Raw genomic sequence first — 26,177 nt, 5'->3', positions numbered from 1 at the left:
GTGGGAATATGGCAGAGAAGAACACAGAAGCCCGTTGGTATGTAGCCCATACCTACTCCGGCTATGAGAACAAGGTGAAGATGGACTTAGAGAAGACCATTGACAACCGTGGTCTTCAAGATGTGATTTTAGAGGTCAGCGTTCCCATGCAGCCGGTTATTGAAGTAAAGAATGGCGTAGAGAAGAAAACCGACAAGAAGATGTTCCCGGGATACGTTCTGGTGAACATGGTGATGAACGATGAAACCTGGTATGTGGTAAGAAATACCAGAGGCGTTACCGGATTCGTCGGCCCCGGATCGAAGCCGGTCCCCCTTTCTGAGGAAGAAATCCTGACCTTAGGCTATAGAAAGTCTGAAGTTTTGGTTGACTTTGCAGAGGGAGACACCGTAAGCGTAGTCTCCGGTGCTTGGAAGGATACCGTTGGTGTCATTACAGAAATCAATGACCAGAAGAAGACCGTCACCATTAACGTGGAAATGTTCGGTAGGGATACTCCTGTTGAGCTTTCCTATGGTGAAGTACAGAAGTTAAGATAAGATTTGGTAATACCCGAGGGATTTTATCCCATGGAGTACATTTAGCCACCGCTTGCAAAGCAAGCTCGTGGGAGGGTTTACCCGCAATTACCACAAGGAGGTGCCTATATGGCAAAGAAAGTAGAAGGATACATTAAATTACAGATTCCCGCTGGAAAAGCAACTCCAGCACCCCCCGTTGGACCTGCATTAGGACAGCACGGGGTTAACATCGTTGCCTTCACTAAGGAGTTCAACGCTAGAACTGCTAATGAAGGGGACATGATCATTCCTGTTGTTATTACCGTTTACGCAGATAGAAGTTTCAGCTTTATTACAAAGACTCCTCCTGCTCCTGTTCTCATTAAGAAAGCTTGTAAGCTGCAGAAGGGTTCAGGCGAGCCAAATAAGAATAAAGTTGCTACTATCTCCAAGGCTGACCTTCAGAAGATTGCCGAGACTAAGATGAAAGACTTAAACGCTGCATCATTAGAATCTGCAATGTCCATGATCGCAGGTACCTGCAGATCTATGGGTGTTAAGGTAGAAGAGTAAAAGAAGGAGGCTTTGATTCATGAAACAGGGAAAGAGATATGCCGAAGTGGCAAAGGCTGTAGATAGACAGGTTAAGTACGCTGAGTTGGATGCAATTCAGTTGGTAAAGAAGAATGCAACTGCTAAGTTCGATGAGACTGTAGAGTTACACATCAGAACCGGTTGTGACGGACGTCACGCTGACCAGCAGGTTCGTGGTTCTGTAGTTCTTCCTGCAGGAACCGGTAAGAACGTTCGTATCTTGGTATTCGCTAAGGACGCTAAGGCTGATGAGGCTTTGGCTGCAGGCGCAGACTTCGTTGGTGCAGATGACCTTGTACCAAGAATTCAGGACGGTTGGTTCGACTACGATGTAGTAATCGCAACTCCTGATATGATGGGTGTAGTTGGACGTATCGGACGTTTGCTTGGACCTAAGGGCTTAATGCCAAACCCAAAGCTTGGAACCGTTACTATGGATGTAGCTAAGGCTATCGCTGATACTAAGGCCGGTAAGGTTGAGTACAGACTGGACAAGGCAAACATCATCCACGTTCCTGTCGGAAAGGCTTCCTTCTCCGAGGAACAGTTAAAGTCCAACCTGGATACCTTAATGGCAGCTATCGTAAAGGCTCGTCCATCTTCCTTAAAGGGAACCTACCTGAAGTCCATCACCTTGACTTCTACCATGGGCCCCGGCGTGAAGTTAGACGGATTACAGTTCGGCGCATAATAGAAATTTTAAGTAGGCTATAAAAAATCAAAAAAATTTTCTAAGCAATATAGGTCTGAAACGGGGCACGCTCTCGCTAGCTTCGCCACGTAGCGGATACTAAGCGAAAAACTGCGTTTCTCTTGTTTTTCGCAAGTACCGACGGGCTCAGACTACCCCGGATTCAGACCTATATTGCCGAAAATTCTCTATTATTTTGATTTTTTATAGCCTCTTTTTTTGCCTGTCTGCCAAGGGACATACGATCAAATAACATCATCATCTACTTCTTTATTAATAAGTTGTTTAAGATCCTTGGGGGCGTAGAGTAGCCACTTTGGGTGAAAAATATTCTCTCTTATTTCCTGAGTTAGATAAGTTTTGCTGGAAGAGGAGCATGAAATGCATTTTAGGAAAAAATCTTGGGAAAGCGATAAATCCTCTTTGTAAAATTCTAGTATATATCCCACTTTTTGATAAAGCTGCTTTTTACCATATGCTTTTAAAACAGTAAGTAATTTTTTTTCGTTTAGAGAGGGAATCAGTTCCAGGCATCGTAAAATTTCCTCAAGCCCCGCGATTTTGTCCATGTCAAAAATACTATCAATGACAGTACGTTCAAGGGATGTCACTCTAACTCCGTTATTCATATCCGGTATCTCTATAGCACTTGTCTTTGGAAGTGGTATATACTCTATTCCGTCATAAGTAAAAGGACGAACATTTTTGCACGTGGAAAAATAAACTTCGTAGAATACTTGATTGGCATAGCCGTAGTATTCAAATGCGCTGTGATGAGAGATACAAGCATCTTGTGTAACTTGTGATGCTATTTGGAATCTATTGGCTATTGGCTGTTCGGTTTCCATACTGATTACGACGTATAGATTACGCCTTACACGTTCGATATATCCCCTATTTAGATAAGTTTTGATTTGCCAATCAGCGGCTTTTTCGGATCCGCAGAGCTGAACCATGTCCGCATAGCTGAAACATCGTAAACGTGCTAATTCTTTATATAAATCCATTTGTCACCTCCGACCTTTGTTTCTATTTTACATCAAAATCCTAGGAAATACAGGGTTTTTGATAAAAAATAGAAATAAAGTATAGAAGCCGTTGATGATATAAGTCTTGCATTAGAGATTTGGAGTATTAGGGAATTTAAGTTGCGCTAAGTTGCAGTAAGTTGCAAAAACGTGAAAAATTCTTTATTTGAAAAATCAAAAACCGCATAAAATAAGGGTTTTTGAAGAGTATGAAGCAGAAATTTAAGTTGCGCTAAGTTGCAGTAAGTTGCAAATGTGCCTTTTGCTTATAACAGAAAACAATAAATTACAACGAATTTTGTATTTATTTAATATTTTGTCCGGAATAAATCATAATATTTTCTGAATTTCCTTTTAAACTAAAAAAGTAAGTCGAAAAAAATACATGTAACTTTTTTTGGAGAAGAAAGGAAGAAGAATGAAATTCAGAAAACAACTTACGTTACTCTTGACCATGACCGGCCTGGGGCTTCTTTCCCGTGGAACCGCATTTGCGGAAACGAGGACAGAGCTTTGGGCAAAGGAAAGCCAGGGCTATGGCGCCAAGCTTCCCTACCTTCGCTATGAGGCGGAAGAGGGAGTTGGAAGAGACGCGGTGCTGAAGCACTCCACTGCTTACGATGAAGTGGAGATGGAGGCTTCCAACCAAAGCTATGTACAGTTGACTAAGGAGGATTCTTCAGTACGCTTTACGGTAAAGAAGTCGGCCAATGCCATGACCCTTCGTTTTACCATGCCGGAGGATGCATCCGGAGAGCTGGAGATTTCTGTAGAGAGAAATGGAGAGCTTCTTGGAAAGAAAACGGTGGAGCTGGACAACAGTTCTGCTTGGCAGTATGTGAAGGAAAATGATGTTTTCGATGAAAATATAGCCGATTCTCATTCTCGTTTTCGTTTTGATGAGAGACATTTTCTCTTGGGAAATGACAACAAGGAACTAATGGAACTGGAAGCGGGTGACGTTCTCACCATCCGCAGAACCGATAAAAAAGCGGATGAACTGGGAATCGACTTTATCGAGCTGGAGCAGGCCCCGGAAGCAAAGGGCGCCCCAAGCAACAGCATTTCCATCACGGACGCTCCATACAGTGCAGTGCCGAACGATGGACAGGACGATTCCCAAGCATTTCTGGATGCCCTGAAAGATGCGGATGCGGAGAACAAGACCTTATATATTCCGGAGGGAACCTTCGATTTTGACCAAAAGCTGGTGCTAAGTGCTACGGATATGCGGATTACCGGTGCAGGAATCTGGCACACCCGGCTTCATTTTACCTCTGAGGAGCAGGCCGGAGGCGGTATCGAGTTTCTGGACAGCAGTTCAAATGTTGAGATGGATAACCTATACATGGATTCCGAATTAAAGTCCCGTTTTCATCAGGAGGCAAATTACAAGGGAATCGCCGGCGTTTTGGGAGAGAATTCCAAGCTCCATGACCTCTGGATTGAGCATTTTGAATGCGGAATCTGGGTAGGAGACTATGTGGAAGCGGATAAGATGAAATATACCAAGAACCTGACCGTTTCCAACAGCCGTATCCGAGACAACTTTGCGGACGGCGTGAACTTTGCTCAGGGAACCAGAAATTCCAAGGTGCAGAACTCTGATATCCGTGGAAATGGAGATGATGGTCTGGCAACCTTTGCCAGCAAGGCGATTGTGAAAATCAAGGAAAATGTCAATGGGGAAGAGCGAGTTCGTTACATTCATACAGAATCCAAGCCTGCGGAGAACAATGCCTTTTTAAACAACACGGTAGAGCTGACTTGGCGAGCTTCCGGCATTGCCCTCCACGGCGGTGAAAACCATCGCATTGAAGGAAATCTGGTGAAGGACATCACATCCGGCCCGGGATTACGTGTCAGCACCGTTTTCCCCGGATACAACTTTGATGACAACCAAAACATTTCTATTAAGAGAAATCTCTTGATTCAGACCGGAACCGACAACGATTTCTACGGCAATGCCCTGGCTTCCATTCATTTTGAGAAGCTTTTTGGGGATATGAAGAAGATTACCGTAGCGGATAACCGCCTGATTAACTCTCCCCACGGAAAATATTCCGGAAACTTCTATATTCCGGAAGAGGGTACAACAGAAATTACTTTAAGAAATAACGAAGAGAAAAGCATTGATGTAGAGCCAATGCTGGCAGAGGAAGAGAAGAACTTCGCGCCATTATCCGAGGAAGAAAAGCTGGCAGAGGAGCAGAAGAAGGCGGAAGAACTAAAGAAGCAGGAGGAGCTAAAAAAAGCGGAAGAACTGAAGAAGGCGGCTGAGCAGGCGGAGCAGGCAAAGCATGAGGGTGAACAGCCCGGCTATGACGGCGCCCTGAATATCGAACTCCACGATCAGGAAGAAATTCCGGAAACCGCAAACTTCAAACTCTATTGGTTCTCCGGCGAGACCGAGGAAAACGGCAGAACCGTCCGTTACTGGGTGAAGAAGCTGGAAGGCATTCATTTGGACGAGTCCATGGAGTATTCCCTTGAGGACGGCACCAAGGTCTTCAACTTTACCCCGGATGACATTCCGGAGTATATCCCCATTTCCGGAACCGCCTTTGTAGAGGATTACTACTATGAAGGAGAGGACTGGATCCGTTGGGAAAGCCCGGAAGGGGTACAGTATGTGAAGATTCGGTACTGGAGCAAAAAGTAAGTAAAAGCTCGGCAAAGAATGATTCCCCGGCTGTCTGTATAGGCAGTCGGGGATTTTGGTTCTGTCGCTCTATTTTTATATTTTTCTTGACATTATCCCGGAAAGATGCTAGTATCTGCAAGGTATTAACCGAAGACAGCAGGTATCTAAGCTTTCAGATTGTTTCGCAGTATCTTGCGGAGCTAAGAAAGCCGAGGATGTAAAGAGAAATCGCCCGCCGAGGAAAGAGCTAGGATTTATCCTATTATGAGCGTTCATCCCTTGTCTTTGGCAAGGGATTTTTTATTCTTCTGAAATGCAGTATCGATTGAATGTGAGTTTGTTTCTTGCATTTTCCGGATGCTCTGAAGAAGAAAGCCTCTCGTTTCCGTTAATACTTTCTAGAAAAATTACAGAAGGAGGAAAGCAAGGAATGGCAAAGGTTGAATTAAAGCAGCCGATCATCGACGAGATTAAGGCCCTTTTGGACGGTGCTGTTGCCGCTACTGTTGTAGACTATCGCGGTCTTACCGTAGCACAGGACACAGAGCTTCGTAAAGCATTAAGAGAAGCCGGTGTACAGTACAAGGTTTTCAAGAACACCTTAATCAAGAGAGCCGCAGAGGGTACAGATTTTGCTCAGTTAGACGTAGTATTAGATGGACCTACTGCTTTGGCAGTATCTAAGGAAGATGCTACAGCGGCAGCAAGAATTTTTGCAAAGTTTGCAAAAACAGCACCAAAGTTAGAGTTTAAGGGTGCAGTAGTGGAAGGAAAGTTCTACGATGCAAAGGCAGTTCAGGCATTGGCAGAGATTCCATCCAGAGAAGAGCTTCTTGGAAGACTTCTCGGATCCATCAAGTCCCCTGTCAGCAATTTCGCACGTGTGCTTAATCAGATTGCACAGAAGGACGGCGGAGAAGCAGCGTAAAGCAGCTTAATACGGAATTTATTCCGTAACATTTTCAAAAAATAAAAATAATGGAGGATAATACAATGGCAAAGTTAACTGTTGAAGAGTTTATTGCAGCAATTAAGGAACTTTCCGTAATGGAATTAAATGATTTGGTAAAGGCTTGCGAAGAGGAATTCGGTGTTTCCGCAGCAGCAGGTGTAGTAGTTGCAGCAGCAGGCGCTGGTGCAGGTGCAGGCGCAGCTGAGGAAGAGAAGACTGAATTCGACGTTGAGCTTACTGATGTAGGACCAAACAAGATCAAGGTTATCAAGGTTGTTCGTGAGGCTACCGGTCTTGGACTTAAGGAAGCTAAGGACCTCGTTGAGGCAGCTCCAAAGGTTCTTAAGGAAGGTGCTTCCAAGGCTGAGGCTGATGATATCAAGGCTAAGCTTGAGGCTGAAGGCGCTAAGATCACTCTTAAGTAATTTTTCTAGAGAAGATAAGAAGGTCGGGGAGAACTCCCCGATCTTTTTTTAAATTTTTCATGGAGAAAAAAGATATGGGGAGAGATACACAACAAGAGATAAAAAACGAACCGCAAAAATCCACTAAACAATCACAATGGAAGTAAATGGTAAATAACCCGTCCGTTCAATAAAAATCTGCCGGCTCTCAGGCTGGCAGATTTTTATTATCTAGTTTTATTCTTCCTACAGCTATCCGGTAATACCTCCGACCAAGGCATCAGTTTTTTCAACTCCTCCTCAGGAATATTTTCTCTTGGATATTTGATGAGCTCCTTTAGTAGGTATGTAAAGTATTCGTAGGGCTTTAGTTGGTTTGCCTTTGCGCTTTCCGCAATGCTGTATAGAAGAGCACTGGCAGAGGCTCCTCTGACGGAATCGATGATGTGCCAGGAATGCTCTCCAACGCAGAAGCTTCTGATGCTTCGCTCTGCATCATTATTATCTAGAGGAATTAAAGCATCCTGCAAGAATATTATTACTCTATTTCAATTTTTTAATTGATTCACTTTCAGATAGTATCTTCATTTGTTCAATAGCTATTGCATTTAATTTTTCCAATCTTTCAGATTGGCTCATGCCTTCATTTATAAATACCGCATTAAGATTCTCAAGATTAGAAAGGCAGACAAGCTGTGATATATCCGCATAATCTCTAATATTGCCTTTTAAATCCGGATTTTCATCACGCCACTCCTTAGCTGTTATTCCAAATAGAGAAACATTAAGAATATCCGCTTCACTTGCATAAATAAAATTGATTTTTTCTTTTGAAAGTTTATCTGGTACAAGTTTGTTTTTAATGGCATCTGTGTGAATTCTATAATTGATTTTTGCCAAATTTCTCTTAATATCCCATCCTAACTTCTTTTGTTCTTCTTCCTTTAGGCGTTCAAATTCCTTGATTAAATATAATTTAAAGTATGGCGATACCCAAGAAGCAAACTCAAATGCTATATCTTTATGAGCATAAGTTCCACCATATCTTCCTGCTCTCGCAACGATACCGATAGAATTAGTTTTTTCCACCCATTGCTTGACCGATAATATAAAACGGTTAAATCCTGCTTCATTTTTAATTCCCTCGAATTCGGGGGAATTAAAATTCGTGTTATACATTTTTTCCCAAATACCTAAAAACTCTATTGTATTCTTGTTTCTGAGCCACTTTTCAATCAAAGCAGAACCGTTCTCAATATTTCTAACCATATCCGTTAAAGAAATATAATCTCTATTGTCTATGGCAATAATGCTGATTTCTGAACCTTCAACATTTATTTTAGACATATAATCACCTCTCAATCATTAAATTGATTACTTTGCATTATAGCATTTTTAGAGCATTGTTTCCATGCGTTTTGAGCTTGTCAAAGAACGTGCGAAACTGAAAACTTCAGTATCTAGGCTTGTAAACATCCTGTTCCCGGAACTTGAGTCTCTTGTTTCGACTCTGCACATGAACTCGGTATACCGTCTTCTTCAGGAACTGCCGGGAGCATATTTTATCGCAAGTTCCAATCTCACCCACCTGAAAGCTCTACTTGCTGATGCTTCAAAAGGGCACTATGGTCGTGAAAAGGCCATCGAAATCAGAGAGACTGCAAAATCTTCTATCGGATCACTTATGCCTGCTAAATCAATGGAACTCAGGCAGACACTCCGCCGAATTGACACACTGTCTTCCGATATTAAAGAAGTCGAGCAGTCCATTCAAAAAATCATGGATGAGTGTGGTTCTCCAATTACAACTATTCCCGGCATCAAGTATCGTATGGGTGCAATGATTCTAGCAGAGATTGGAGACTTTACACGCTTTAACAATGCAGATCAAGTTCTTGCTTATGCAGGACTATCTCCATCTACGTACCAGTCCGGACAGCTAATATCTTCTTATGCTCGCATGGAAAAACGTGGGTCTAAGTATCTGCGTTACGCACTTTTCAATGCTGCTATATATGCTTCTGTATGGGACGAGCGATTCAGGCTCTATCTGTCAAAAAAGCGGGCAGAGGGAAAACATTACTATGTCGCAATAAGCCATGTGGTTAAAAAGCTTGTCAGAACCATCTTTCGGATGGAAATAACCCATACGTCATATCAGCCTTTATAAGTTAAATTAGCTCATAATCTTTTCTGAGAGCATCATCGCTGATGCTCTATTCGTCATACAGTTTTCAATGTACTAATCTATCTAAAATACGTTTCCGTATTTTATTCTGAATAATCTAAATTTTATGCTTGACCATTAATAGTTAGTCTTACAATCTTTAATAATGTCAGCCCATTGCCCTGTTCGCATCCTGCTTTTAGCAAGTTTTGTGTTCATCTTGAATTCCTCCCTGAGATAGTGTGTAAAGTGGAAAAAGTGCGTTCAACTTTTCACGATTATCTCAATTTTTATGGAGAGAAAAAAGATGACAGGTTATTTACCATTTACCAATGGAAAAATCCCAAAGTAACAAACATTCAGCAGTTATTTGCCGAATGGGAAGATGACGGTATTCGTCATCAAGAATTGGATTGGGGAAAAGCAGAAGGTGAAGAGCTGAACAAATGATATCGTTAAGCGACTGATGCAGTATGGGTATGAAAGAGAGTAATTTGAGTCCGCGTTACTTGCGAAAATCAGCGGTAGGAAGGACTGTAGCAATCAATAAGCTGAAGCGACTGAAGCAGTATGGGGGCTGTAAGAGGAACAATCTGAGCCCGCCGGTACATGCAGAAACCAGCGGCGGGAAGGCCTGTAGCAATCAATAAGCTGAAGCGAATGAAGCAGTATGGGTCTATAATAGGGGTAGTCTGAGCCCGTCGGTACTTACTGAAAGCGAGTGAAGCGAAGCTTGAAGTTAGTACCGCTACGAGGCGAGGCTAGCGGAAGCGTGCCCCATTTATAGACCCATACTGCTTCAGAGCGCTTTCTTATAACGAATACAGCACTTCCTTCTTGACTTTTTCAATAATCGATGTTACAAGTTATTCATTACTAACTTTTGTTAGCGTAGACTACATTGTATTAAAAATGGAAACGAAATACAAAAGAGTTAGCCTTGACTTAATAATAATTCCTATTTTACAATATGCTCGTCCTAAAGAACAAGACTTTAACCGTAGTGCACAACTGAGTGTCAAATGCAAGAAAGCTTTATTCTTTAGTAGCAAATAGTAGTTTATGTATAGCAAAATAAGAGGAGGAAAGAATATGTTTTTAGCAAATTGGGCATGGAAGAAGATTGGGATTTTCGCAGGTGGAGTTTTATTCGGAACAGCAGGTATGAAGATTTTGGCTTCTACCGATGCGAAGAAGCTTTACACAGAGGCAGCTGCAGCAGTTCTTAGAGGACAGGATTGCGTTATGAAGGTAAGCACCGGCATTAAGGAAAGCTGCGAGGACATCTATGCAGATGCAAAGCGCATTAACGAGAAGAGAGCAGAGGCTGCAGAGAACTCTTTAATCGAGGATTTTGAAGAAGTTTCCGACTTCGATGCAAAGGAAGTTTAATCAACGGAAACTGAATCAACGGAAACTGAATCAGAAGTAACTCGAGCCGGAAAGGCATTGATCCTAGGGAAGGGATTTACGCATTCCCGGCTCTGTAATTTTGAGAAAGAAGTGGTAAGGGAAAATGAAATGGAATATCTTACATGAATCCCCGGGGCGTATCCGTGTTCACGCCATGCAGAAGCGCATGACCATGGCACAGGCAGATATCCTTGAGTATTATCTCAAGGGCCAGGAGGGAGTCATAGAGGCGAAGGTTTATGACCGAACCGGAGATGCAGTCATTTTCTACGAAGGAAAACGGGAAGGCATGATTCTTGCCCTGTCCCGTTTTTCTTATAAGGGAAATGAAGGCCTTGTACCAAGTCAGACCGGTAGAGCCTTAAACAGAGAATATGAAGACAAATTGGTGCTGACAGTAGTGGATCGAGTGATTTCCACCCTCTTCTATCCCATCCCCTTAAAGCGGGTGATTACAGGAGTAAAGGCGATTCCCTACTTATTTAAGGGATTACAGACTCTCTTCCAAAGAAAGATTGAAGTATCCCTCCTGGATGCGGTGGCAATTTCCGCTTCCATCTTAACCGGAGACTACGATACCGCGTCCTCCGTAATGTTCCTCCTTTCCGTAGGAGAAATCCTGGAAGAGTGGACTCATAAGAAGTCTGTGGACGACCTGGCAAGAACCATGTCCTTAAATGTGGACAAGGTTTGGACCTTAGTTCAGGGCGAGGAAGTTTTACTTCCCTTAAATGAAGTGGAAGTAGGACAGGAAATCATTGTCCGTACCGGAAATATGATTCCTTTGGACGGAAAGGTAAGCTTTGGTGAGGCTATGGTGAACCAGGCTTCCATGACCGGAGAATCCATCCCTGTTCGGAAGAAAATCGGCTCCTCCGCCTATGCGGGAACCGTAGTAGAAGAGGGAGAATGTCGTATTCGCGTAGAGAAGCTGGCAGGCTCCGGACGCTATGATCGTATCGTGAAAATGATTGAGGAGTCGGAGAAGTTAAAGTCCGCAACAGAGGACAAGGCTTCCCATTTGGCGGATAAGCTGGTGCCTTATAGCTTGGGCGGTGCGGCATTGACCTACCTGCTCACCAGAAATGTGACCAAGGCTTTAGCCTTCTTAATGGTAGACTTCTCCTGTGCTTTGAAGCTTTCTATGCCGGTAGCGGTACTTTCCGCTATGAGAGAAGCCGGAAAGCACAAGATTTCCGTCAAGGGCGGAAAGTTTATGGAGGCCATTTCCGAGGCCAACACCATCGTCTTTGATAAGACCGGAACCTTGACATACGCTAAGCCGAAGGTGGAGGACATTATCACCTTCAATAATGCGGATGAAAATGAGATGCTTCGTATGGCGGCGTGCCTGGAGGAGCATTATCCTCACTCCATGGCAAATGCAGTTGTGGCTGAGGCGGAAGCAAGAGATTTACATCATGCGGAGCGCCATTCCAAGGTGGAATATGTGGTAGCCCACGGAATTTCCAGCATTTACGAAGGAAAGCACGTGTTAATCGGAAGCCATCACTTTATCTTTGATGACGAGCATTGTACCGTACCAAAGGGAGAAGAGGAGAAGCTGGCAAGCATTCCGCCTGAGCATTCCGCCCTCTATCTTGCGGTTGACGGAGAGCTCACCACCGTAATTCTGATTTCCGATCCTTTACGAAAAGAAGCGGTTGGGGTTATTCAGGACTTAAAGGCTCTGGGAATCGACAAGGTTGTGATGATGACCGGAGATAATAAAAAGACTGCCCATGCAGTAGCCAGAATGGTTGGCGTGGATGAGTTCCATGCAGAGGTTCTTCCGGAGGATAAGGCAAGCTTTATTCAGGAAGAGCATCGCTTAGGCAGAAAGGTAATCATGGTAGGAGACGGCATTAATGACTCTCCGGCTCTTTCCGAAGCGGATGCGGGAATCGCCATTTCCGCAGGAGCGGCTATCGCCAAGGAGGTTGCGGACATTACTATCCAAGAGGGCGACCTTTACGAACTGGTTATCTTAAAGAAGCTGAGCAACCGTTTGATGAAGAGAATTCACGGCAATTACAACTTTATTATCGGTTTTAACGCTATGCTGATTGCCTTAGGTTTAGCCGGTATTATGACACCTTCCAACTCCGCCCTGTTCCATAACATTTCCACCATCGCAACCGGATTGAAGAGCATGACACCTTTGATTCCGGAGGAGGAAATCGAAGCGGACAAGGAAGAGGTACTGGAAGCCGGAAAACGGAGAAAGAAAGCCTTGGCTAAGAAGGCATCCTAAGAAATATGCGTCCCGTTCTGAACGGAGGGAAAAGCCGAAGAGATAAAAATGCCGGATGGAATTCTCCGGCAATAAGAATCCAAAGAAAGCACAAAGGGAGGAAATAGGGAATGAAACCATACGAAAGTCATGAATCAGAGGAGAACTATCTGGAGGCCATCCTGATGCTGTCCATGGACCATAGAAATGTCAGAGCTATTGACATTGCCAATATGCTGGGATTTTCCAAGCCCAGTGTCAGCATTGCCTTAAAGCGCCTTCGGGAAGAGGGAAAGGTGGAAGTGGACGAGAAGGGAGCCTTAAGCTTAACCGAGCACGGTTTGTCCATTGCCCAGGGAACCTATGAAAAGCACACGGTTTTAACGGATGTGCTGGTGGCCTTAGGGGTAAATGCCTATACTGCCTCCCAGGATGCCTGCCGTATGGAGCATGTTTTAAGTCCGGAATCTTTCACCAAAATCAAGGAATTTTATGCGAAATTAAAGGATCAAAAGATTAAAGCGTAAGTGAAGAAATAAATTTTTGGCAATAAGGCCTGAAACAGGAGCAATCTGAGATTACCCTGTTTCAGGCCTTATTCTTAACGAGTATCGCACGTGTAGTGTGCGATACTCGTTGTATGGAAAAGCTTTTTGATTTTTTTACAGTCCTTTTTGGGATATGCCGATGGGGGCGTCATCAACAGCTTTTGCCCTATAAGCCTGAATTTTCCTACAGGCAAGCTTTTGTGGAGAATTTTTTGACATTGCCATCATTAAATATCTGGAATTTCATATTTTAATTAAATACAATCCTACTCAGAGCTAATTAATTCTTACAAAATCTTGACTTTATGGTTAGACAGTGCTAATTTAATGAGGCAGATTCGTGCTGTATAGACTGGCTGTGTTAGGCTTTTTCAAAAACAACTGGAATCTTGAAACTAAAAAAGAAAAAGTATTTACAGCGGAAGGAGGGACTATGCCATTAACATTAGCAGGAACAGGGGTTCCACAGATTATCCAGAAGATTAGTGGAAGTGCAGAAGTGAGACAGCATCTTAGCGACCTGGGCTTTGTAGTAGGGGGAGAGGTTACCGTTATTTCCACCTCTATGGGCAATGTCATTGTAAAGGTTAAGGATGCCAGGGTAGCCATCAGTAAAGAGATGGCGAACAAAATCATGGTGTAAAGGTATAGAATGAACCTAAAAGGATCTCAGAATTTTTCTCTTCGAAAGTTATGGGGCGCATGCCGGAGAAGATTGGAAGAGAGGAATTCAGAGAGTTTTACCAGCGAGAGAAGGTGGAGGACAAGATGACACTGAAAGATTTAAAACCGGGACAGAGCGCTGTCGTAAAGAAACTATCAGGCGAGGGCGCTGTAAAGAGAAGAATTATGGACATGGGCCTAACCAAGGGAGCGGAGCTTTTGGTTCGTAAGGTGGCGCCATTGGGAGACCCTTTGGAGCTTACAGTACGGGGATATGAATTATCCGTTCGTAAAGCAGATGCCGAGATGATTGAAGTAGAATTAAAGAACTAGGAGGAGAGACATGGCCATTACCATCGCACTTGCCGGAAACCCCAATGCCGGCAAAACCACATTGTTTAATCAGCTCACCGGTTCCAACCAGTATGTAGGAAACTGGCCCGGTGTTACTGTAGAAAAGAAAGAAGGAAAGCTTAAGGGACACAAGGATGTGGTCATCGCAGACCTTCCCGGAATTTATTCTCTTTCTCCTTATACCCTGGAGGAAGTGGTAGCGAGAAATTATTTGATCAATAACCGCCCGGATGCCATCTTAAACATCGTGGACGGAACCAACTTAGAGAGAAACCTTTACCTTTCTACCCAGTTAAAGGAATTAGGCATCCCCGTTGTTATGGCCATCAATATGATGGATGTGGTAGAGAAGAACGGAGATGTGCTGAATCTGGAAGAGCTGGGAAAGGCTATGGGCTGTAAGGTAGTCAGCATTTCCGCTTTAAGAAACAAGGGTGTTGCGGAGGCCTCTGCCTTAGCCGTTGCGGAAGCCAATGGGAAGAACGACACTGTTGTACAGCACAAGTTCTCCGAGCAGGTGGAAGGAGCGATCAACTCCATTGAAAATCTTTTAGAGGGCAATGTACCGGAGAGCCAGAAGCGTTTCTTCGCCATCAAGCTTTTCGAAAGAGATGATAAGATTCGTAATGAAATGCCGGAGAAAGCGAAGAACTTAGATGTGGAGAGCATTATTGCCGCTGTAGAGAAGGCGGAGGATGATGATTCCGAGAGTATCATCACCAATGAGCGATACAACTATATTCAGAGCATTATCGATGCGGCTTATGTAAAGAGAGCCCAGAAGGGACTTACTGTTTCCGATAAGATTGACGCCATCGTAACCAACCGTTTTCTGGCAATCCCCATCTTCGCCGCAGCGATGTTCCTGGTGTACTACATTTCCATTTCCACTGTGGGAACCGCTATGACCGACTGGGTAAATGATGTTTTATTCGGCTCCGACCCTTGGTCCTTCTTCGGTCTGGTGGAGGTTCCATCTATTCCGGGCATTGCTACCTCCGCTTTGGAAGCGATGAATGTAAGTGAGGCTATTCAGGGACTTGTAATCGATGGAATCATTGCCGGTATGGGTGCGGTAATCGGATTCTTACCCCAGATGCTGACCTTCTTCCTCTTCCTTGCTTTCCTGGAGGGCTGCGGATACATGGCCAGAGTTGCTTTCATCATGGATAGAATTTTCCGTAAGTTCGGTCTTTCCGGAAAGTCCTTCATCCCCATGTTGATCGGTACCGGTTGTGGTGTTCCCGGTGTTATGGGATCTCGTACCGTAGAGAATGATAGAGATCGTCGTATGACCATTATGACCACCACCTTCATTCCTTGTTCCGCTAAGCTTCCTATTATCGGACTTTTGGCAGGAGCAATGTTTGACAACTCTGCTTGGGTAGGCTGGAGTGCATATTTCTTAGGAATCTGTGCTATCGTATTCTCCGGAATCGTATTGAAGAAGACCAAGATGTTTGCCGGAAAGCCCGCCCCCTTCGTTATGGAGCTTCCTGCATACCATATGCCAAGACCTATTGATATTTTAAAGAGTGTAGGAGAAAGAGGAATGTCCTTCGTGAAGAAGGCGGGAACCGTTATCCTTCTGGCAACCATTCTGGTATGGTTCTTATCCCGCTTTAACTTTAGCTTACAGTATCTTCCTGAGGAAGATATGGATACTTCTATCCTGGCAGCTTTTGGTAATGCCTTGGCTTGGCTTTTTGCTCCTCTTGGATGGGGCAAGTGGAAGGCTGTTGTGGCAGCTCTTACCGGACTTATCGCAAAGGAGAATGTAGTAGGAACCTTCGGTACCCTCTTCCACTATGCGGGAAGCGTAGATTTAAAAGATGACAGTACGGCAATCTGGCCACAGGTTAAGGAATACTTTGCCAGCGGCGTAGCAGGCTACAGCTTCCTTGCTTTCAACCTTCTCTGCGCACCTTGCTTTGCAGCTATCGGTGCTATCAAGAGAGAGATGAACAACGGTAGATGGACCATCTTCGCTATTGCTTGGGAGTGCTTCCTGGCTTACTGTGTATCTCTGGTCATCTATCAGGTAGGCGGTTTGGTAACCGGTGAGGTTAGCTTTAACCCCTTCACCATCGTAGCATTTATCCTGATTCTTGCAGGACTTTGGGGCTTGTTCAGACCTTACAAGGAAGCGGCAACTCTTTCCGGTTCCGAAGAGCTGGCAGTGGAGAAGGCCATGGCATAAAGATTTTTATGAATGTATTCCGGAAAACGGAATGAGCTTGGAAAGGAGCTCCTGCCTTGCAGGGCTCTTTTTCATTTCTACTACTTAGAAAGTGGCAAAGCTGAAGCCTGAGACATTTTACTGTGTATTTGGCCGTTTTATACTGTCCTTTGCGATAGATAAGGAAAAGAGATAGTCGAAAAGAGATAGCCAAAAAGAGATAGCTCAAAAAGAGATAGCACAAAAAGAGATAGCTCAAAAAGAGATAGCTCAAAAACCAAGTTTTTTTGAAGAAATCCTAAAGAATATTAATTTTTAGAATAAACCTTTGGAAAATGACGGTTTTGCTATAATATAGTAAGTAAGTTCGTTTTGCGAACGGTCTTATTCAGCAGAAAGCTTTATTAAAACGCTGTGGTATCAAGTAGCTATGGTATCAAATAGCTAGGGGCTTCAAGCAACTGGGGGTATTAAGAAGTTTTTGTAGCAGATAGTTTTATCTCAGGATCTCAGCTTTAGTTGTTCATCCGGGATAATCTAGCGGTTTATTATTTATTAGAGAAAGGAAGAAAAATGGGAAACGTTATCGTACTGGCCATTGTGGCGTTAATTGTAGTTGCTATCATTCGAGCTTTACGGAAGGAGCACCGGGAAAATGGCGCTTGTGCATATTGCAGTTATGCAAAATCCGGAAAGTGTGACCATGTAGGCCATGAAGAGTTGGATCATAAGGGACAAGAATTTCATTTGACCAAGGAGCAACAGGCTATTATTGACCGGCATACCAGAAACCGGAAGAAGGCTTAAATAAAGCATAAATAGAGTATGCATCTTGCAAACTCTCCTGCATCCTGATTGATCGGGCATGCAGGATTGCAAAAAGATTTTGCAAGGCAAGATTGTAGGCAGGAACATTGACAGAAGTAACGACAGAAGTAATGACAGAAGTAATGACAGAGGCATCGGGAAAAGTCGGTGCAGGAACAGAGGGAGCTGTTCCGTTTAAAGGAGGGAAAAAGGCATGATAAAGATTGAGTCCGCCCTGTTGCAGGTGGAGATTAACCGAGAAGCGGAATTACAGTCCGTGTTTGACAAAAAACGAAACAGAGAGTGCTTATGGCAGGGAGATGCAAAGTATTGGAAAGAGCGTTCCCCGCTTCTGTTTCCCTTTATCGGACGTCTTTTTCAGAAGGCCTATTATTACAATGGAGAGAAATACCCCATGGACGTGCATGGCTTTTTACGCTCCATGCAGGCTCGTATCGTAGATCAGGAAGAGGATTCCTGCACCTTGGAATTTCGGGATAGTGCGGAATCCAGAAAGATTTACCCCTTTTCCTTTCGTTTACAGCAAAGCTACCGGGTAAAGGACAATCGTCTGGATGTTTGCTCCAGAGTGGAGAATCTGGGAATTGAGGTAATGTATTTTGCACTGGGAGGACATCCCGGTTTCTACCTCCCTTTTTCCAAGAAGCAGGCAATAAGTGATTACGCCATTCACTTCCCTAAGCAGGAAGCGATGATGGAGAAGGTTCGCTTTTCAAAAGACTTACTTACCTTGGAGGAACGGGAGAATTTCGCCTTGGTAAACGGACGCCTCCCCTTGGAAACCGTTCTGTTCCGAAATGATGCGGTGGTGCTGGCGAACAGTGGAGGAGAACTGGTGCTGGGAAGTGATGACGAGCCGGTCTCCCTTCGTTTCCTTTATGAGGACTATCCCTATATTGCTCTCTGGCAGCCCTATGGAGAGAAGACTCCCTTCCTTTGCGTAGAGCCATGGACAAGCCTCCCCGGAAGAGAAGGCGTAATGGAGGAGCTATGCTCCATGAAAGATCGCATTACCCTGGGACCGGATGAAGCAAAGAGCTTTTGCTACAGTATCATTCTGGAAGATAAATAGGGATGCTCTGATGCAGTATAGAAGTAAGCTCCGATGCAGTATAGGTATGAAATCGAGCATGCTCCCGCTAACCTCGCCCCTACGAAGGGATGGACGGTAACTATTGAAGAAATACGCTCCAATGCATAATAGGTCTGTAATCGTGGCACGCTCTCGCTAACTTCGCCTTCGCAACGGTACTAACTTCAAGCTTCGCTTTGCTCGCTTTCAGTAAGTACCGGCGGGCTCAGATTGCCTCTCTTACAGACCTATTATGCATCAGTCGCTTCACTCAATTAATTTCCATAGTCCTTCCCTTCGTAGGTTTGCAAGTACCGACAAGCTCGGATTGCCTTCTTTCATGCCTATACTGCATCTGTCGCTTCACTCAATTAATTCTCATATTCCTTCGCTTCACAGGTTTGCAAGTAGCGACAAGCTCAGGTTGCCCTCTTCCATACCTATACTGTATCTTTCGCTTTGACTTTTTAAATTCTACAGTGCTTCGCTTGGTATGCTATCTGCAAGCCCTGATTAGCTTAGATTGTCCTCCTACCCACTTATACTGCAATCGCACTACCATGAGACTTGTATTGTCAGCTTATAGAATAAAAGTGACTTATAGCATGAAAGGTATTGATTAAAACCGCTCTGCACCCTTGTAAAGCAAGGCTGTAGGGCGGTTCGATTTTTTTAAATACAACTTTGAGGGTGGAAAAAATATGCTGATAATAATGCAAAGGAATTGAACGGTTTCTTAGACTGCTTGTTCGCTAAAAAAGCACAAATCACAATGCCGGAAGAAGGAAGAATAAAAGCGGTCTTTTGGTGTGCTATATGCACTCTGCGGAGTCACTTTCTTTGTCTGAAATATTAAGCTAAATGACTACAGATAAAAGCATTTCATCGGTTATACCCAAGAATCAATAAGCTGAAGCGACAGAAGCAGTATAGTTATGAAAGAGAGCAATCTGAGCTCACTGATACTTGCAAGCCTGCGAAGGAAAGAACTATACAAATCAATCTAGTGAAGCGGCAGATGTAGTATAGGCCTGAAAAAGGGGCAATTTTATCTCACGTTACTTGCAAATCAGCGGCGGGAAGTACTGTAGAAATCAATCTAGTGAAGCGACAGATGTAGTATAGATCTGTAAAAGGGGTAATCTGAGCTCACTGATATTTGCAGAAAGCCATCGAAGGGAAGAACTGTAGAAATCAATAAGCTGAAGCGACAGAAGCAGTATAGGTATGAAAGAGAGCAATCTGAGCCCGCCGGTACTTGCGAAAAACAAAGGAACTGTAGTTTTTCGCTTAGTACCGCTGCAGGGCGAAGTTAGCGGGAGCGTGCTCGATTTCATACCTATACTGCGTCGGAGCGTATTCCTTCAATGATTTCGGTCTTTCTTCCGGCTTTATTTACCCTCCTGCTGCGCCTCCAAATGCAGCTTCATCTCTTTCCGCTCCTTCCGGTAAAAATACAGCACCACCAGGAAGGTGAAGGCTTCAGATGCGGGGAAGGAAAGCCAAACCCCCGGCATTTTCAGAAGGGAAGAAAGTAAGAAGGCAAAAAATACGATGGCGATGGTGCCTCTCAGTAAAGAACAGATAAAGGCGGGGCGGGGATTGTTGGTAGCGGAGAAATAGCTTACCATCAGGATATTCAGCCCGGCCGCAAGGAAACCGATGAAATACAAGGGAATTCCTTCCTTGGCATACTGGTAGAGGATAGAATCATTTTCCCGGTTAAAAAGAGCGATACAAAAGTCGCTTTGGAAAATGATGCTTGCCACAATCAAAACCGCCAGTACCAAAGCACTTACAATGCCGTAATGCAGGTAGGACTGCAGCTTATGAATATCACGTTTTCCGTAGCTGTTGCTGATTAAGGGCTGGCTTCCCTGAGCCAAACCATTGAATACACAGGTGCAGACAGAGGAAACATTGGCAATGACACCGTAGGCGGCAACACCGATATTTCCGCTAAGACCTAAAATCAGGCCGTTAAAGGTACTGATGGTCACGGCACTGGTCAGGTCGCCGACAAAGGCAGAAAATCCCAGCTTGCAGCAGGCACAGAGATGCTTGAAGCGCGGACTTTGCCAACGAAAGGCAATGGTATTTTTCGGACTCCGAAAATGCAGAGTGCAAACCAAGCTGGTAACCACCGGAGATAGGGCAGTAGCCAGAGCAGCACCGGTCATGCCCAAATCCATGGGGAACATGAAAATATAGTCAAATACGATATTAAAGAGGGAACCCATCAAAGAGCCGACCATGGCCATGGAGGGGTTCTTGTCATTTCTGGTGAAGGCAGTCATACTGCTGTTTGCCATAAAGAGGAAGGCAGAGCCTAAAATGATTCGAACGTAGCTCATTCCCAGATTCTGCAATTCCGCATTTGCCCCTAAAATTGCCAAAACCTGCTTCGGAAAAAAGAGCCCGAAGAAGGTGAAGGGCAGGGCGAAAATGAAGTTCCAAAAAATAGCTTGTAAAAAGAAGGAGCTTACATCCTTTCCCGCAGCCTGTCGGATGCTGTATCTGGTGGCACAACCCACCGCAATCATATTGCCCAGGGCATTGAGAAGGCCGTACAGCGGAAGAATCAAATTTAAAACCGCAAGTCCATCGGTTCCTGCATAGGAAGAAATAAAATAGGTATCCGCTAAAATATAAACGGAAAGTCCAATCATCCCGACTATACTTTGACTGACATAACGAAAAAACTTCTTCATTTCTGAACTCCCCTGACTCTTAACATACTCACAATACTAAAATTGCAAAACCACTGATGAACGCAAAATCAATAAAACCACCGATAAACGTCAAATCAATAAAACCACCGATAAACGCTGATAACTCTCAAAACTCAAGATTTTTTTGCGAAAAAAATTTCACGGTAGTATAATGGCTGTCATTGTAGCATGGAAGTAGAAAAATTGCCAGAGAAGGGAGAGGAAGACATGGCCATAAGCGAGGAGGAGAAGTTTCGGCAAATGCTGGAGGAACCGGTGAATCGTTTGATTCCCAAGTTGGCCTTTCCCTCCATGGTGTCCATGATTGTGGTGGCGGTGTATAATATGGCGGACACCTTCTTCGTTTCCCGCTTGGGAACCTCCGCCTCTGCCGCAGTGGGAGTGGTATTCTCCATGGCGGCAATCATTCAGGCAATCGCCTTCATGATCGGCATGGGTTGCGGAAACGAAATTTCCCGTTTGTTGGGAGCGAAAAAGCAGGAAGAAGCGGAACGTTATGTGGCAGTAGGATTTTTTACGGAATTGATTATCGGAACTATGATTGCAATCATTGCCGGCATTTTCGTAGAACCTCTGGTTTACGCTCTGGGATCCACCAAAACCATTGCCCCTTACGCTACGCAGTACGCCAGAATCATTCTTTTCGGAAGCCCCTTTATGATGGCTTCACTGGGCATGAACAATATGCTCCGCTTTCAGGGAAATTCCTTTTATTCCATGATCGGCATCAGTACCGGCGGTGTCCTCAATATGTTTTTAGACCCTCTCTTTATTTACGTTGGGAAAATGGGGATTGGCGTCGCTGCGGTGGCTACCGTAATCAGTCAAATGATATCCTTCGGTATTTTATTGTACCAATGCAACAAGATGCCGGCCTGCATTTCCGTAGCGCTTCGAAATTTTAAGCCCGGCTTAAAACGTTACAGCATTATTCTGCGCTTCGGCTGTCCCAGCCTTGCCAGACAGGGAATTGCCGGTGTTTCCACCATTTTACTGAACTTTTCCGCCCATCCTTACGGAGATGCGGCTATCGCAGCTATGGCCATTGTAATGCGTGTCAGCATGTTTATCTTTTCCTTGGTTATCGGCTTCGGACAGGGCTTTCAACCGGTTTGCGGCTATGCCTATGGAGCCAAGCACTACAAGCGTGTGGCGGAGGCCTACCGTTTCAGTTTGAAGGTCTGCTTTATTATGCTGATTTTTGCCGGAGCAGGAGTCTTCCTTATGGCAAAGCCCATCGTCACTGCCTTCCGAAAAGAAGATGTGGAGGTTATTCGAATCGGCACAATGGCGTTGCAGCTGCAATGCCTGACCATGCCCCTGGCTGCTCAGATTACCATGGCCAATATGTTTTCCCAGACCACCGGCTATCCCCTTCGGGCCAGTATCGTGGCACTGCTACGGCAGGGCATTTGCCTGATTCCGATTTTACTGATTTTCCCCCGTGCCTTCGGGCTTTTCGGCCTGCAAATGTCTCAGCCCCTCAGTGATATCTTTGCGGCGCTTATTGCAGCCCTGATTACCGGAGGAATTTTAAAGGAATTGAAGGAAAGGGAGAAGAAGGAAATTAAAGTATAGCGTTCATGGGATGGAAGCGGAAATAAAGAACTAAAGATGTAATATTTATTAGATGAAACCGGAATAAAGAGTTAAGAATAAAATATTATTCGAGACATTAGGACTTGCTCAATATTCTACTTCCCATATAAGATTCGGAGAATGGTAAGCTCATTGATATTAGAATGAACCATATAGAATATGACAAAATTATCAACATGAACCCTGTGAGTATTTCGACTTGTCCATGGTTCCCACTTGAAACTCTTCTTTCATTAGCTGTTGAACTTCTTCCACAGAATAACTCTTCCCTGTCAGAGTAGATTCATATCCTTCTTGTAATGCGGTATTTAATTCAGTTTGACTCATATTTCCTATAGCTGTTGGAACTTGGTAAGACAAGTGTAAATCCAAAGGAAATCCATTTGTCCGTACTATCTGACTATATAGCATTTGAATGGCGCTGGAAGGAGAAATTCCCAGTTGTTGTAGTATGCCTTCAGCATTTTCTTTTAATTTCGTGTCAATTCTTGCATAAACTGCTTTTGTATTTGCCATATAATTCGCCTCCTTTATTATCCCATAGTATAGTTTTAGTGGAGCTACTTTGCAAGCATTTGCAAGCAAATAGATGATTGATTATTGCGAGTAAAGTGATGATTGATTATGTTTCTATAAATTATCTAATCCTTATTTCATAACTTCGGGATAAGGCCATCATACTTGCTATTCACTACTCCAAACCTTATAATGCAATAAGGTATATTCATAAAATTTAACATAATGAATCATGGGAGAAAGAGCGTATGAAAAGAACAATGATGAAGACAAAAGGAACCGGAGCGGTTCTGCAGAAAAGCTTGGCAATCGTCTTTTTGGGATTGCTTCTAAGCCTTAGTCTGGTTTCCTGTAAAGGGAATAGTCAGGCAAAGGGAAGTGAAGGAACTAAGGCGGAAGAAAGTACATCGGTAAAGGCGGAAGAGAAAGCTGATGAATCTACTGTAGCTACAGAAGAAAGTACATCCGCCGGTTCAGAGGAGCTTAGTTATGATAGCGGAGCGGTAAACAAATCCAATATATTTGCATCCTATCCCGGAGATGCAATGTGGAAGAGTACTGCTAATGAGTATATGCTTATCCCTTATATTAAGGACGGAAAAGAACAGATTGAGTTTCGTCTTTATGGAGAAGCAAAGTTTTTATTAGAGGGGCTTTCCTTTTCCAAAACAGAGCAAAACGGTTTAAAGGTATCCGGCAAGATGCGAAACCTAAAAGACAATAGCTGGAACGGGGATGCGGATGTGACATGGAATAGTCTTGAAACCATTGATTATCCTATAGTGACTTTAACCAATGGTACGGAATTTACCGATGTAGATATGGGGGGAGATTATAGTTATGCCGGCTTGGTGAACAGTACAGGTCAATCCAATGCCGGAACGGCTACCAATGCTTCTGAATTTATTTTCCCATACGCCAACGAGAGACTGATTGCTCGGGGAGAGTATGAGAGCTTGGATGCGGCAACCCTCCGTTTAGCGATTAATGAAATTTATGCTCGCCATGGAAGACAATACGACACTCAAGACCTTAATGCATATTTTTCTTCTAAATCCTGGTATAGACCGCAGTACAGTAAGTCGGAATATGATAAGATTGAAAGTCAGGTTTTGAATTCTTACGAGCGAGAGAATATAAAGATCCTTACCGGATATAGAGACAGCCTGCTGGGAAAAGTAGGATAATAGAATGAAAAAGCAGTGGAAAAGAAATTCCAATATCTCCTCTCGTCCATTACCTTGGATGCGAGGAGATATTTTATTGCACACCTTATCCATTAACGGATATTATCCGAATATGGAGACTAGTATATTTACAATTGCCACATTACAATTATAGCACTACATAATTCTGTCGATTCTTTCCCTTCTTACTATGTCTATTCTTATTCCTATTTCTAAAAGGAGAATCTCATGCCTCAATTTCCAGCAAAAAATTCTAAAAATTCAAAAGAGCAACACACATTACAAAAATCAAGCTCTCAGCTAGAAGTAAAACAAGCTATTATATCATCCCTAACTCTTATGGATGATATCTTTATCAAAATCGTATTGCAGGATAAGCAATGCACCGAATTTATTTTACAAGTTATTATGGAAAATGATTCTTTACGTTTGAAAGATCAATGTATTCAGAAAGACACTCCCAATATTCATGGACATTCTCTTGTCTTGGATTGTTACTGCGAGGACAAAGAGCACAATCTATATAACATTGAAATCCAAAATGATTCTCAAGAAGCAATCCCGAAACGAGCTAGATTTCACGCCAGTCTAATAGACATTCATTCTCTAAAGAAAGGACAAAATTTCAAGCAATTACCTAAAACATATGTTATATTTATTACAGCTAAAGATATTTTCAAACGAGGACTACAATCTTATCATATTGAAAGAATCATTAAAGAAAATGGCCAGCCCTTTGATGATGACTCTTATATTATATACTTTAATACCTCGAAAATAGAAAATAATAGCTTGGGAAGACTGGCAGAAGATTTTCATGCCAACAATCCCAAGCAAATGCATTCGACAATACTGTCCAAAAGAGTAGCAGAACTTAAATCCACAGACTTTATGCAGAAGGGAGACAAAAATATGAATATTCTTTTAGAACGTTATCGCCAAGCTGCCCTAGAAGAAGGCAGAGAAGAAGGCAGTGAGAAATTAGCACAATTAATGGGTATTTTAGCGGAAAGTGGCAGACTGGAAGATATCAAAAAAGCTTCAAAGGATAAACGCTACAGAAAAAAACTCTTCCGTGAACTGAACTTAATGTAGAGGCAGTTCTATTATTGTGCATGCTTTAAGTGTAATTAGATATTGCCAGACCATTCCTTTTTATCATTGTCCCAAACGGAGTTGGACTTTGGATTATCGTTGTAAAATGGTTCGAGGAATCGTAAAAGCTAGGAATAAATCTCTTCTTGCTTAGTCATTTCATTCAACCTACCTCAAAATAGTTTATAGCCCAGTCCTTTAGTTCTTCAAATCGCTTTTGGTTTTCTTTTTTGATATTCAATCCGCTAAAGCTTTCTTCGTGGGAATAGTAATATTTGCTCAAAGCTTCTACAAGAGCAGTTTCATCGCTATGCTCAAAATCGGAAAGCATATCATTTACAGCCTGGCTTGGACTGGAACAAAGAACATTTTCAAAACGTATATACTCTATAGCTTCCAAATCTTCTATGATATGGCATCGGATATTTTCTTCCGGACTTTCCTCCAAGGCATAAACCTCCACCTTGTTTTCTGAAAAGTAGCCCACAAAGAGCTGCAAATATTCCAAGGCGGAGACAGAGCGTAAAATCATCGGCTGATTGCCAACCACATCTCTTAACCATGCTCTATTTGATGTATAGTCACTACTGATTTTCATATTGATCCTCATTGTCGTTCAAAGCGTTTTGTCATTTTTTGTAGTATAGTCTTTATCCCAAGAATACACAATCTTTTGCCAAGAGCTGTAGGTACATATAGTGCATTTTTTCGTTGCAATACAGACCGACTTCCCGTATTGTAAAACTTAGAATGTACTTGGAATACCTCACGCTTCGCG

Annotated in this window: 24 protein-coding genes, 1 pseudogene and 1 other annotated feature; of the genes and pseudogenes, 19 read left to right on the top strand and 6 right to left on the bottom strand. The window is 43.4% G+C overall.

All coding sequences use genetic code 11. From position 1 onward, the window contains the following. The first annotated feature begins 8 nt into the window (after window positions 1-8). The 3 genes from nusG to rplA all read left to right on the top strand — a co-directional run bounded on the left by nusG (window position 9) and on the right by rplA (window position 1,785). Complete coding sequence (gene nusG / locus RYO92_RS05610; protein ID WP_007158182.1) at window positions 9-539, top strand: transcription termination/antitermination protein NusG; 531 nt, start codon at window positions 9-11, stop codon at window positions 537-539. 108 nt (window positions 540-647) lie between these two features. Then, entirely contained in the window at window positions 648-1,073 is a 426-nt protein-coding gene (gene rplK / locus RYO92_RS05605) for a 50S ribosomal protein L11 (protein ID WP_007158181.1), read from the top strand. Between the two features lie 19 nt (window positions 1,074-1,092). Then, window positions 1,093-1,785, top strand: coding sequence for a 50S ribosomal protein L1 (rplA, locus tag RYO92_RS05600; protein ID WP_314328291.1), 693 nt, complete (start codon window positions 1,093-1,095; stop codon window positions 1,783-1,785). A 245-nt stretch (window positions 1,786-2,030) separates the two neighbouring features. Here rplA and RYO92_RS05595 read toward each other — a convergent pair whose 3' ends face one another. Further along, window positions 2,031-2,792, bottom strand: coding sequence for a type IV toxin-antitoxin system AbiEi family antitoxin domain-containing protein (locus tag RYO92_RS05595; RefSeq protein WP_315271190.1), 762 nt, complete (start codon window positions 2,790-2,792; stop codon window positions 2,031-2,033). Between the two features lie 439 nt (window positions 2,793-3,231). Here RYO92_RS05595 and RYO92_RS05590 point away from each other — a divergent pair, with 439 nt between their 5' ends. From RYO92_RS05590 to rplL, 3 genes are all read left to right on the top strand, one after another. Continuing rightward, entirely contained in the window at window positions 3,232-5,475 is a 2,244-nt protein-coding gene (locus RYO92_RS05590; protein ID WP_315369738.1) for a right-handed parallel beta-helix repeat-containing protein, read from the top strand. Between the two features lie 111 nt (window positions 5,476-5,586). Then, window positions 5,587-5,769, top strand: a sequence feature (ribosomal protein L10 leader region). Window positions 5,770-5,887: 118 nt separating this feature from the next. Beyond that, complete coding sequence (gene rplJ / locus RYO92_RS05585) at window positions 5,888-6,385, top strand: 50S ribosomal protein L10 (protein ID WP_315369737.1); 498 nt, start codon at window positions 5,888-5,890, stop codon at window positions 6,383-6,385. Between the two features lie 65 nt (window positions 6,386-6,450). Further along, a complete protein-coding gene (gene rplL, locus RYO92_RS05580; RefSeq protein ID WP_009428111.1) occupies window positions 6,451-6,834 on the top strand; it encodes a 50S ribosomal protein L7/L12 in 384 nt (127 codons plus the stop codon). 206 nt (window positions 6,835-7,040) lie between these two features. Here rplL and RYO92_RS11170 read toward each other — a convergent pair whose 3' ends face one another. After that, complete coding sequence (locus tag RYO92_RS11170) at window positions 7,041-7,349, bottom strand: transposase domain-containing protein (RefSeq protein ID WP_315369751.1); 309 nt, start codon at window positions 7,347-7,349, stop codon at window positions 7,041-7,043. 7 nt (window positions 7,350-7,356) lie between these two features. After that, on the bottom strand, window positions 7,357-8,160 hold the full coding sequence (locus RYO92_RS05570) for a KilA-N domain-containing protein (protein ID WP_315369736.1): 804 nt from the start codon (window positions 8,158-8,160) through the stop codon (window positions 7,357-7,359). Between the two features lie 52 nt (window positions 8,161-8,212). On the opposite strand from RYO92_RS05570, the pseudogene RYO92_RS05565 reads away from it, so the two are divergent. The 10 genes and pseudogenes from RYO92_RS05565 to RYO92_RS05520 form a co-directional block, all read left to right on the top strand. Beyond that, a pseudogene (locus RYO92_RS05565) lies at window positions 8,213-8,983 on the top strand (transposase); the annotation flags it as partial. A 246-nt stretch (window positions 8,984-9,229) separates the two neighbouring features. Then, a complete protein-coding gene (locus RYO92_RS05560; protein ID WP_315369735.1) occupies window positions 9,230-9,430 on the top strand; it encodes a hypothetical protein in 201 nt (66 codons plus the stop codon). Between the two features lie 642 nt (window positions 9,431-10,072). Continuing rightward, window positions 10,073-10,372, top strand: a complete 300-nt coding sequence (locus RYO92_RS05555) for a DUF6110 family protein (RefSeq protein WP_040649607.1) — start codon at window positions 10,073-10,075, stop codon at window positions 10,370-10,372. A gap of 124 nt (window positions 10,373-10,496) precedes the next feature. Then, window positions 10,497-12,647: a heavy metal translocating P-type ATPase gene (locus tag RYO92_RS05550; protein ID WP_304069354.1), complete on the top strand. Its 2,151-nt coding sequence runs from the start codon at window positions 10,497-10,499 to the stop codon at window positions 12,645-12,647. Window positions 12,648-12,757: 110 nt separating this feature from the next. Then, complete coding sequence (locus RYO92_RS05545; RefSeq protein WP_007158168.1) at window positions 12,758-13,153, top strand: metal-dependent transcriptional regulator; 396 nt, start codon at window positions 12,758-12,760, stop codon at window positions 13,151-13,153. A gap of 454 nt (window positions 13,154-13,607) precedes the next feature. Further along, window positions 13,608-13,817 carry a FeoA family protein gene (locus RYO92_RS05540; protein ID WP_040649688.1) on the top strand — a complete coding sequence of 70 codons (210 nt, stop codon included), beginning with the start codon at window positions 13,608-13,610 and terminating at the stop codon, window positions 13,815-13,817. A gap of 125 nt (window positions 13,818-13,942) precedes the next feature. Continuing rightward, a complete protein-coding gene (locus RYO92_RS05535) occupies window positions 13,943-14,170 on the top strand; it encodes a FeoA family protein (RefSeq protein ID WP_183683705.1) in 228 nt (75 codons plus the stop codon). Between the two features lie 10 nt (window positions 14,171-14,180). Beyond that, a complete protein-coding gene (feoB, locus tag RYO92_RS05530; RefSeq protein WP_315369734.1) occupies window positions 14,181-16,391 on the top strand; it encodes a ferrous iron transport protein B in 2,211 nt (736 codons plus the stop codon). Window positions 16,392-16,943: 552 nt separating this feature from the next. Further along, window positions 16,944-17,177, top strand: a complete 234-nt coding sequence (locus tag RYO92_RS05525; protein ID WP_315364907.1) for a FeoB-associated Cys-rich membrane protein — start codon at window positions 16,944-16,946, stop codon at window positions 17,175-17,177. A gap of 214 nt (window positions 17,178-17,391) precedes the next feature. Next, complete coding sequence (locus tag RYO92_RS05520; protein WP_315369733.1) at window positions 17,392-18,270, top strand: aldose 1-epimerase family protein; 879 nt, start codon at window positions 17,392-17,394, stop codon at window positions 18,268-18,270. Between the two features lie 1,391 nt (window positions 18,271-19,661). On the opposite strand, the gene RYO92_RS05515 is transcribed toward RYO92_RS05520, so the two are convergent. Beyond that, the gene (locus RYO92_RS05515) at window positions 19,662-20,981 is read right to left on the bottom strand and encodes an MATE family efflux transporter (RefSeq protein WP_315369732.1); all 1,320 of its coding nucleotides are present in this window, start codon (window positions 20,979-20,981) and stop codon (window positions 19,662-19,664) included. A gap of 189 nt (window positions 20,982-21,170) precedes the next feature. On the opposite strand from RYO92_RS05515, the gene RYO92_RS05510 reads away from it, so the two are divergent. After that, window positions 21,171-22,580, top strand: coding sequence for an MATE family efflux transporter (locus tag RYO92_RS05510; protein ID WP_315369731.1), 1,410 nt, complete (start codon window positions 21,171-21,173; stop codon window positions 22,578-22,580). 192 nt (window positions 22,581-22,772) lie between these two features. Here the strand turns inward: RYO92_RS05510 and RYO92_RS05505 are convergent, their stop codons facing one another. Continuing rightward, complete coding sequence (locus tag RYO92_RS05505) at window positions 22,773-23,117, bottom strand: type II toxin-antitoxin system RelB/DinJ family antitoxin (protein ID WP_050768777.1); 345 nt, start codon at window positions 23,115-23,117, stop codon at window positions 22,773-22,775. Window positions 23,118-23,365: 248 nt separating this feature from the next. Here RYO92_RS05505 and RYO92_RS05500 point away from each other — a divergent pair, with 248 nt between their 5' ends. Both RYO92_RS05500 and RYO92_RS05495 read left to right on the top strand, forming a co-directional pair. Further along, window positions 23,366-24,304: a YARHG domain-containing protein gene (locus RYO92_RS05500; protein WP_007158158.1), complete on the top strand. Its 939-nt coding sequence runs from the start codon at window positions 23,366-23,368 to the stop codon at window positions 24,302-24,304. A 228-nt stretch (window positions 24,305-24,532) separates the two neighbouring features. Next, on the top strand, window positions 24,533-25,399 hold the full coding sequence (locus RYO92_RS05495) for a PD-(D/E)XK nuclease family transposase (protein ID WP_183683652.1): 867 nt from the start codon (window positions 24,533-24,535) through the stop codon (window positions 25,397-25,399). Between the two features lie 163 nt (window positions 25,400-25,562). Here the strand turns inward: RYO92_RS05495 and RYO92_RS05490 are convergent, their stop codons facing one another. Then, entirely contained in the window at window positions 25,563-25,997 is a 435-nt protein-coding gene (locus tag RYO92_RS05490; protein ID WP_040649605.1) for a hypothetical protein, read from the bottom strand. Window positions 25,998-26,177 lie beyond the last annotated feature (180 nt).

Origin of the sequence: Oribacterium sinus, assembly GCF_963553175.1 — a bacterium.
GTDB lineage: Bacteria > Bacillota > Clostridia > Lachnospirales > Lachnospiraceae > Oribacterium > Oribacterium sinus_B.
Note: the sequence above shows the minus strand (reverse complement) of the source record. Positions and strands in the feature narration are given on the sequence as shown.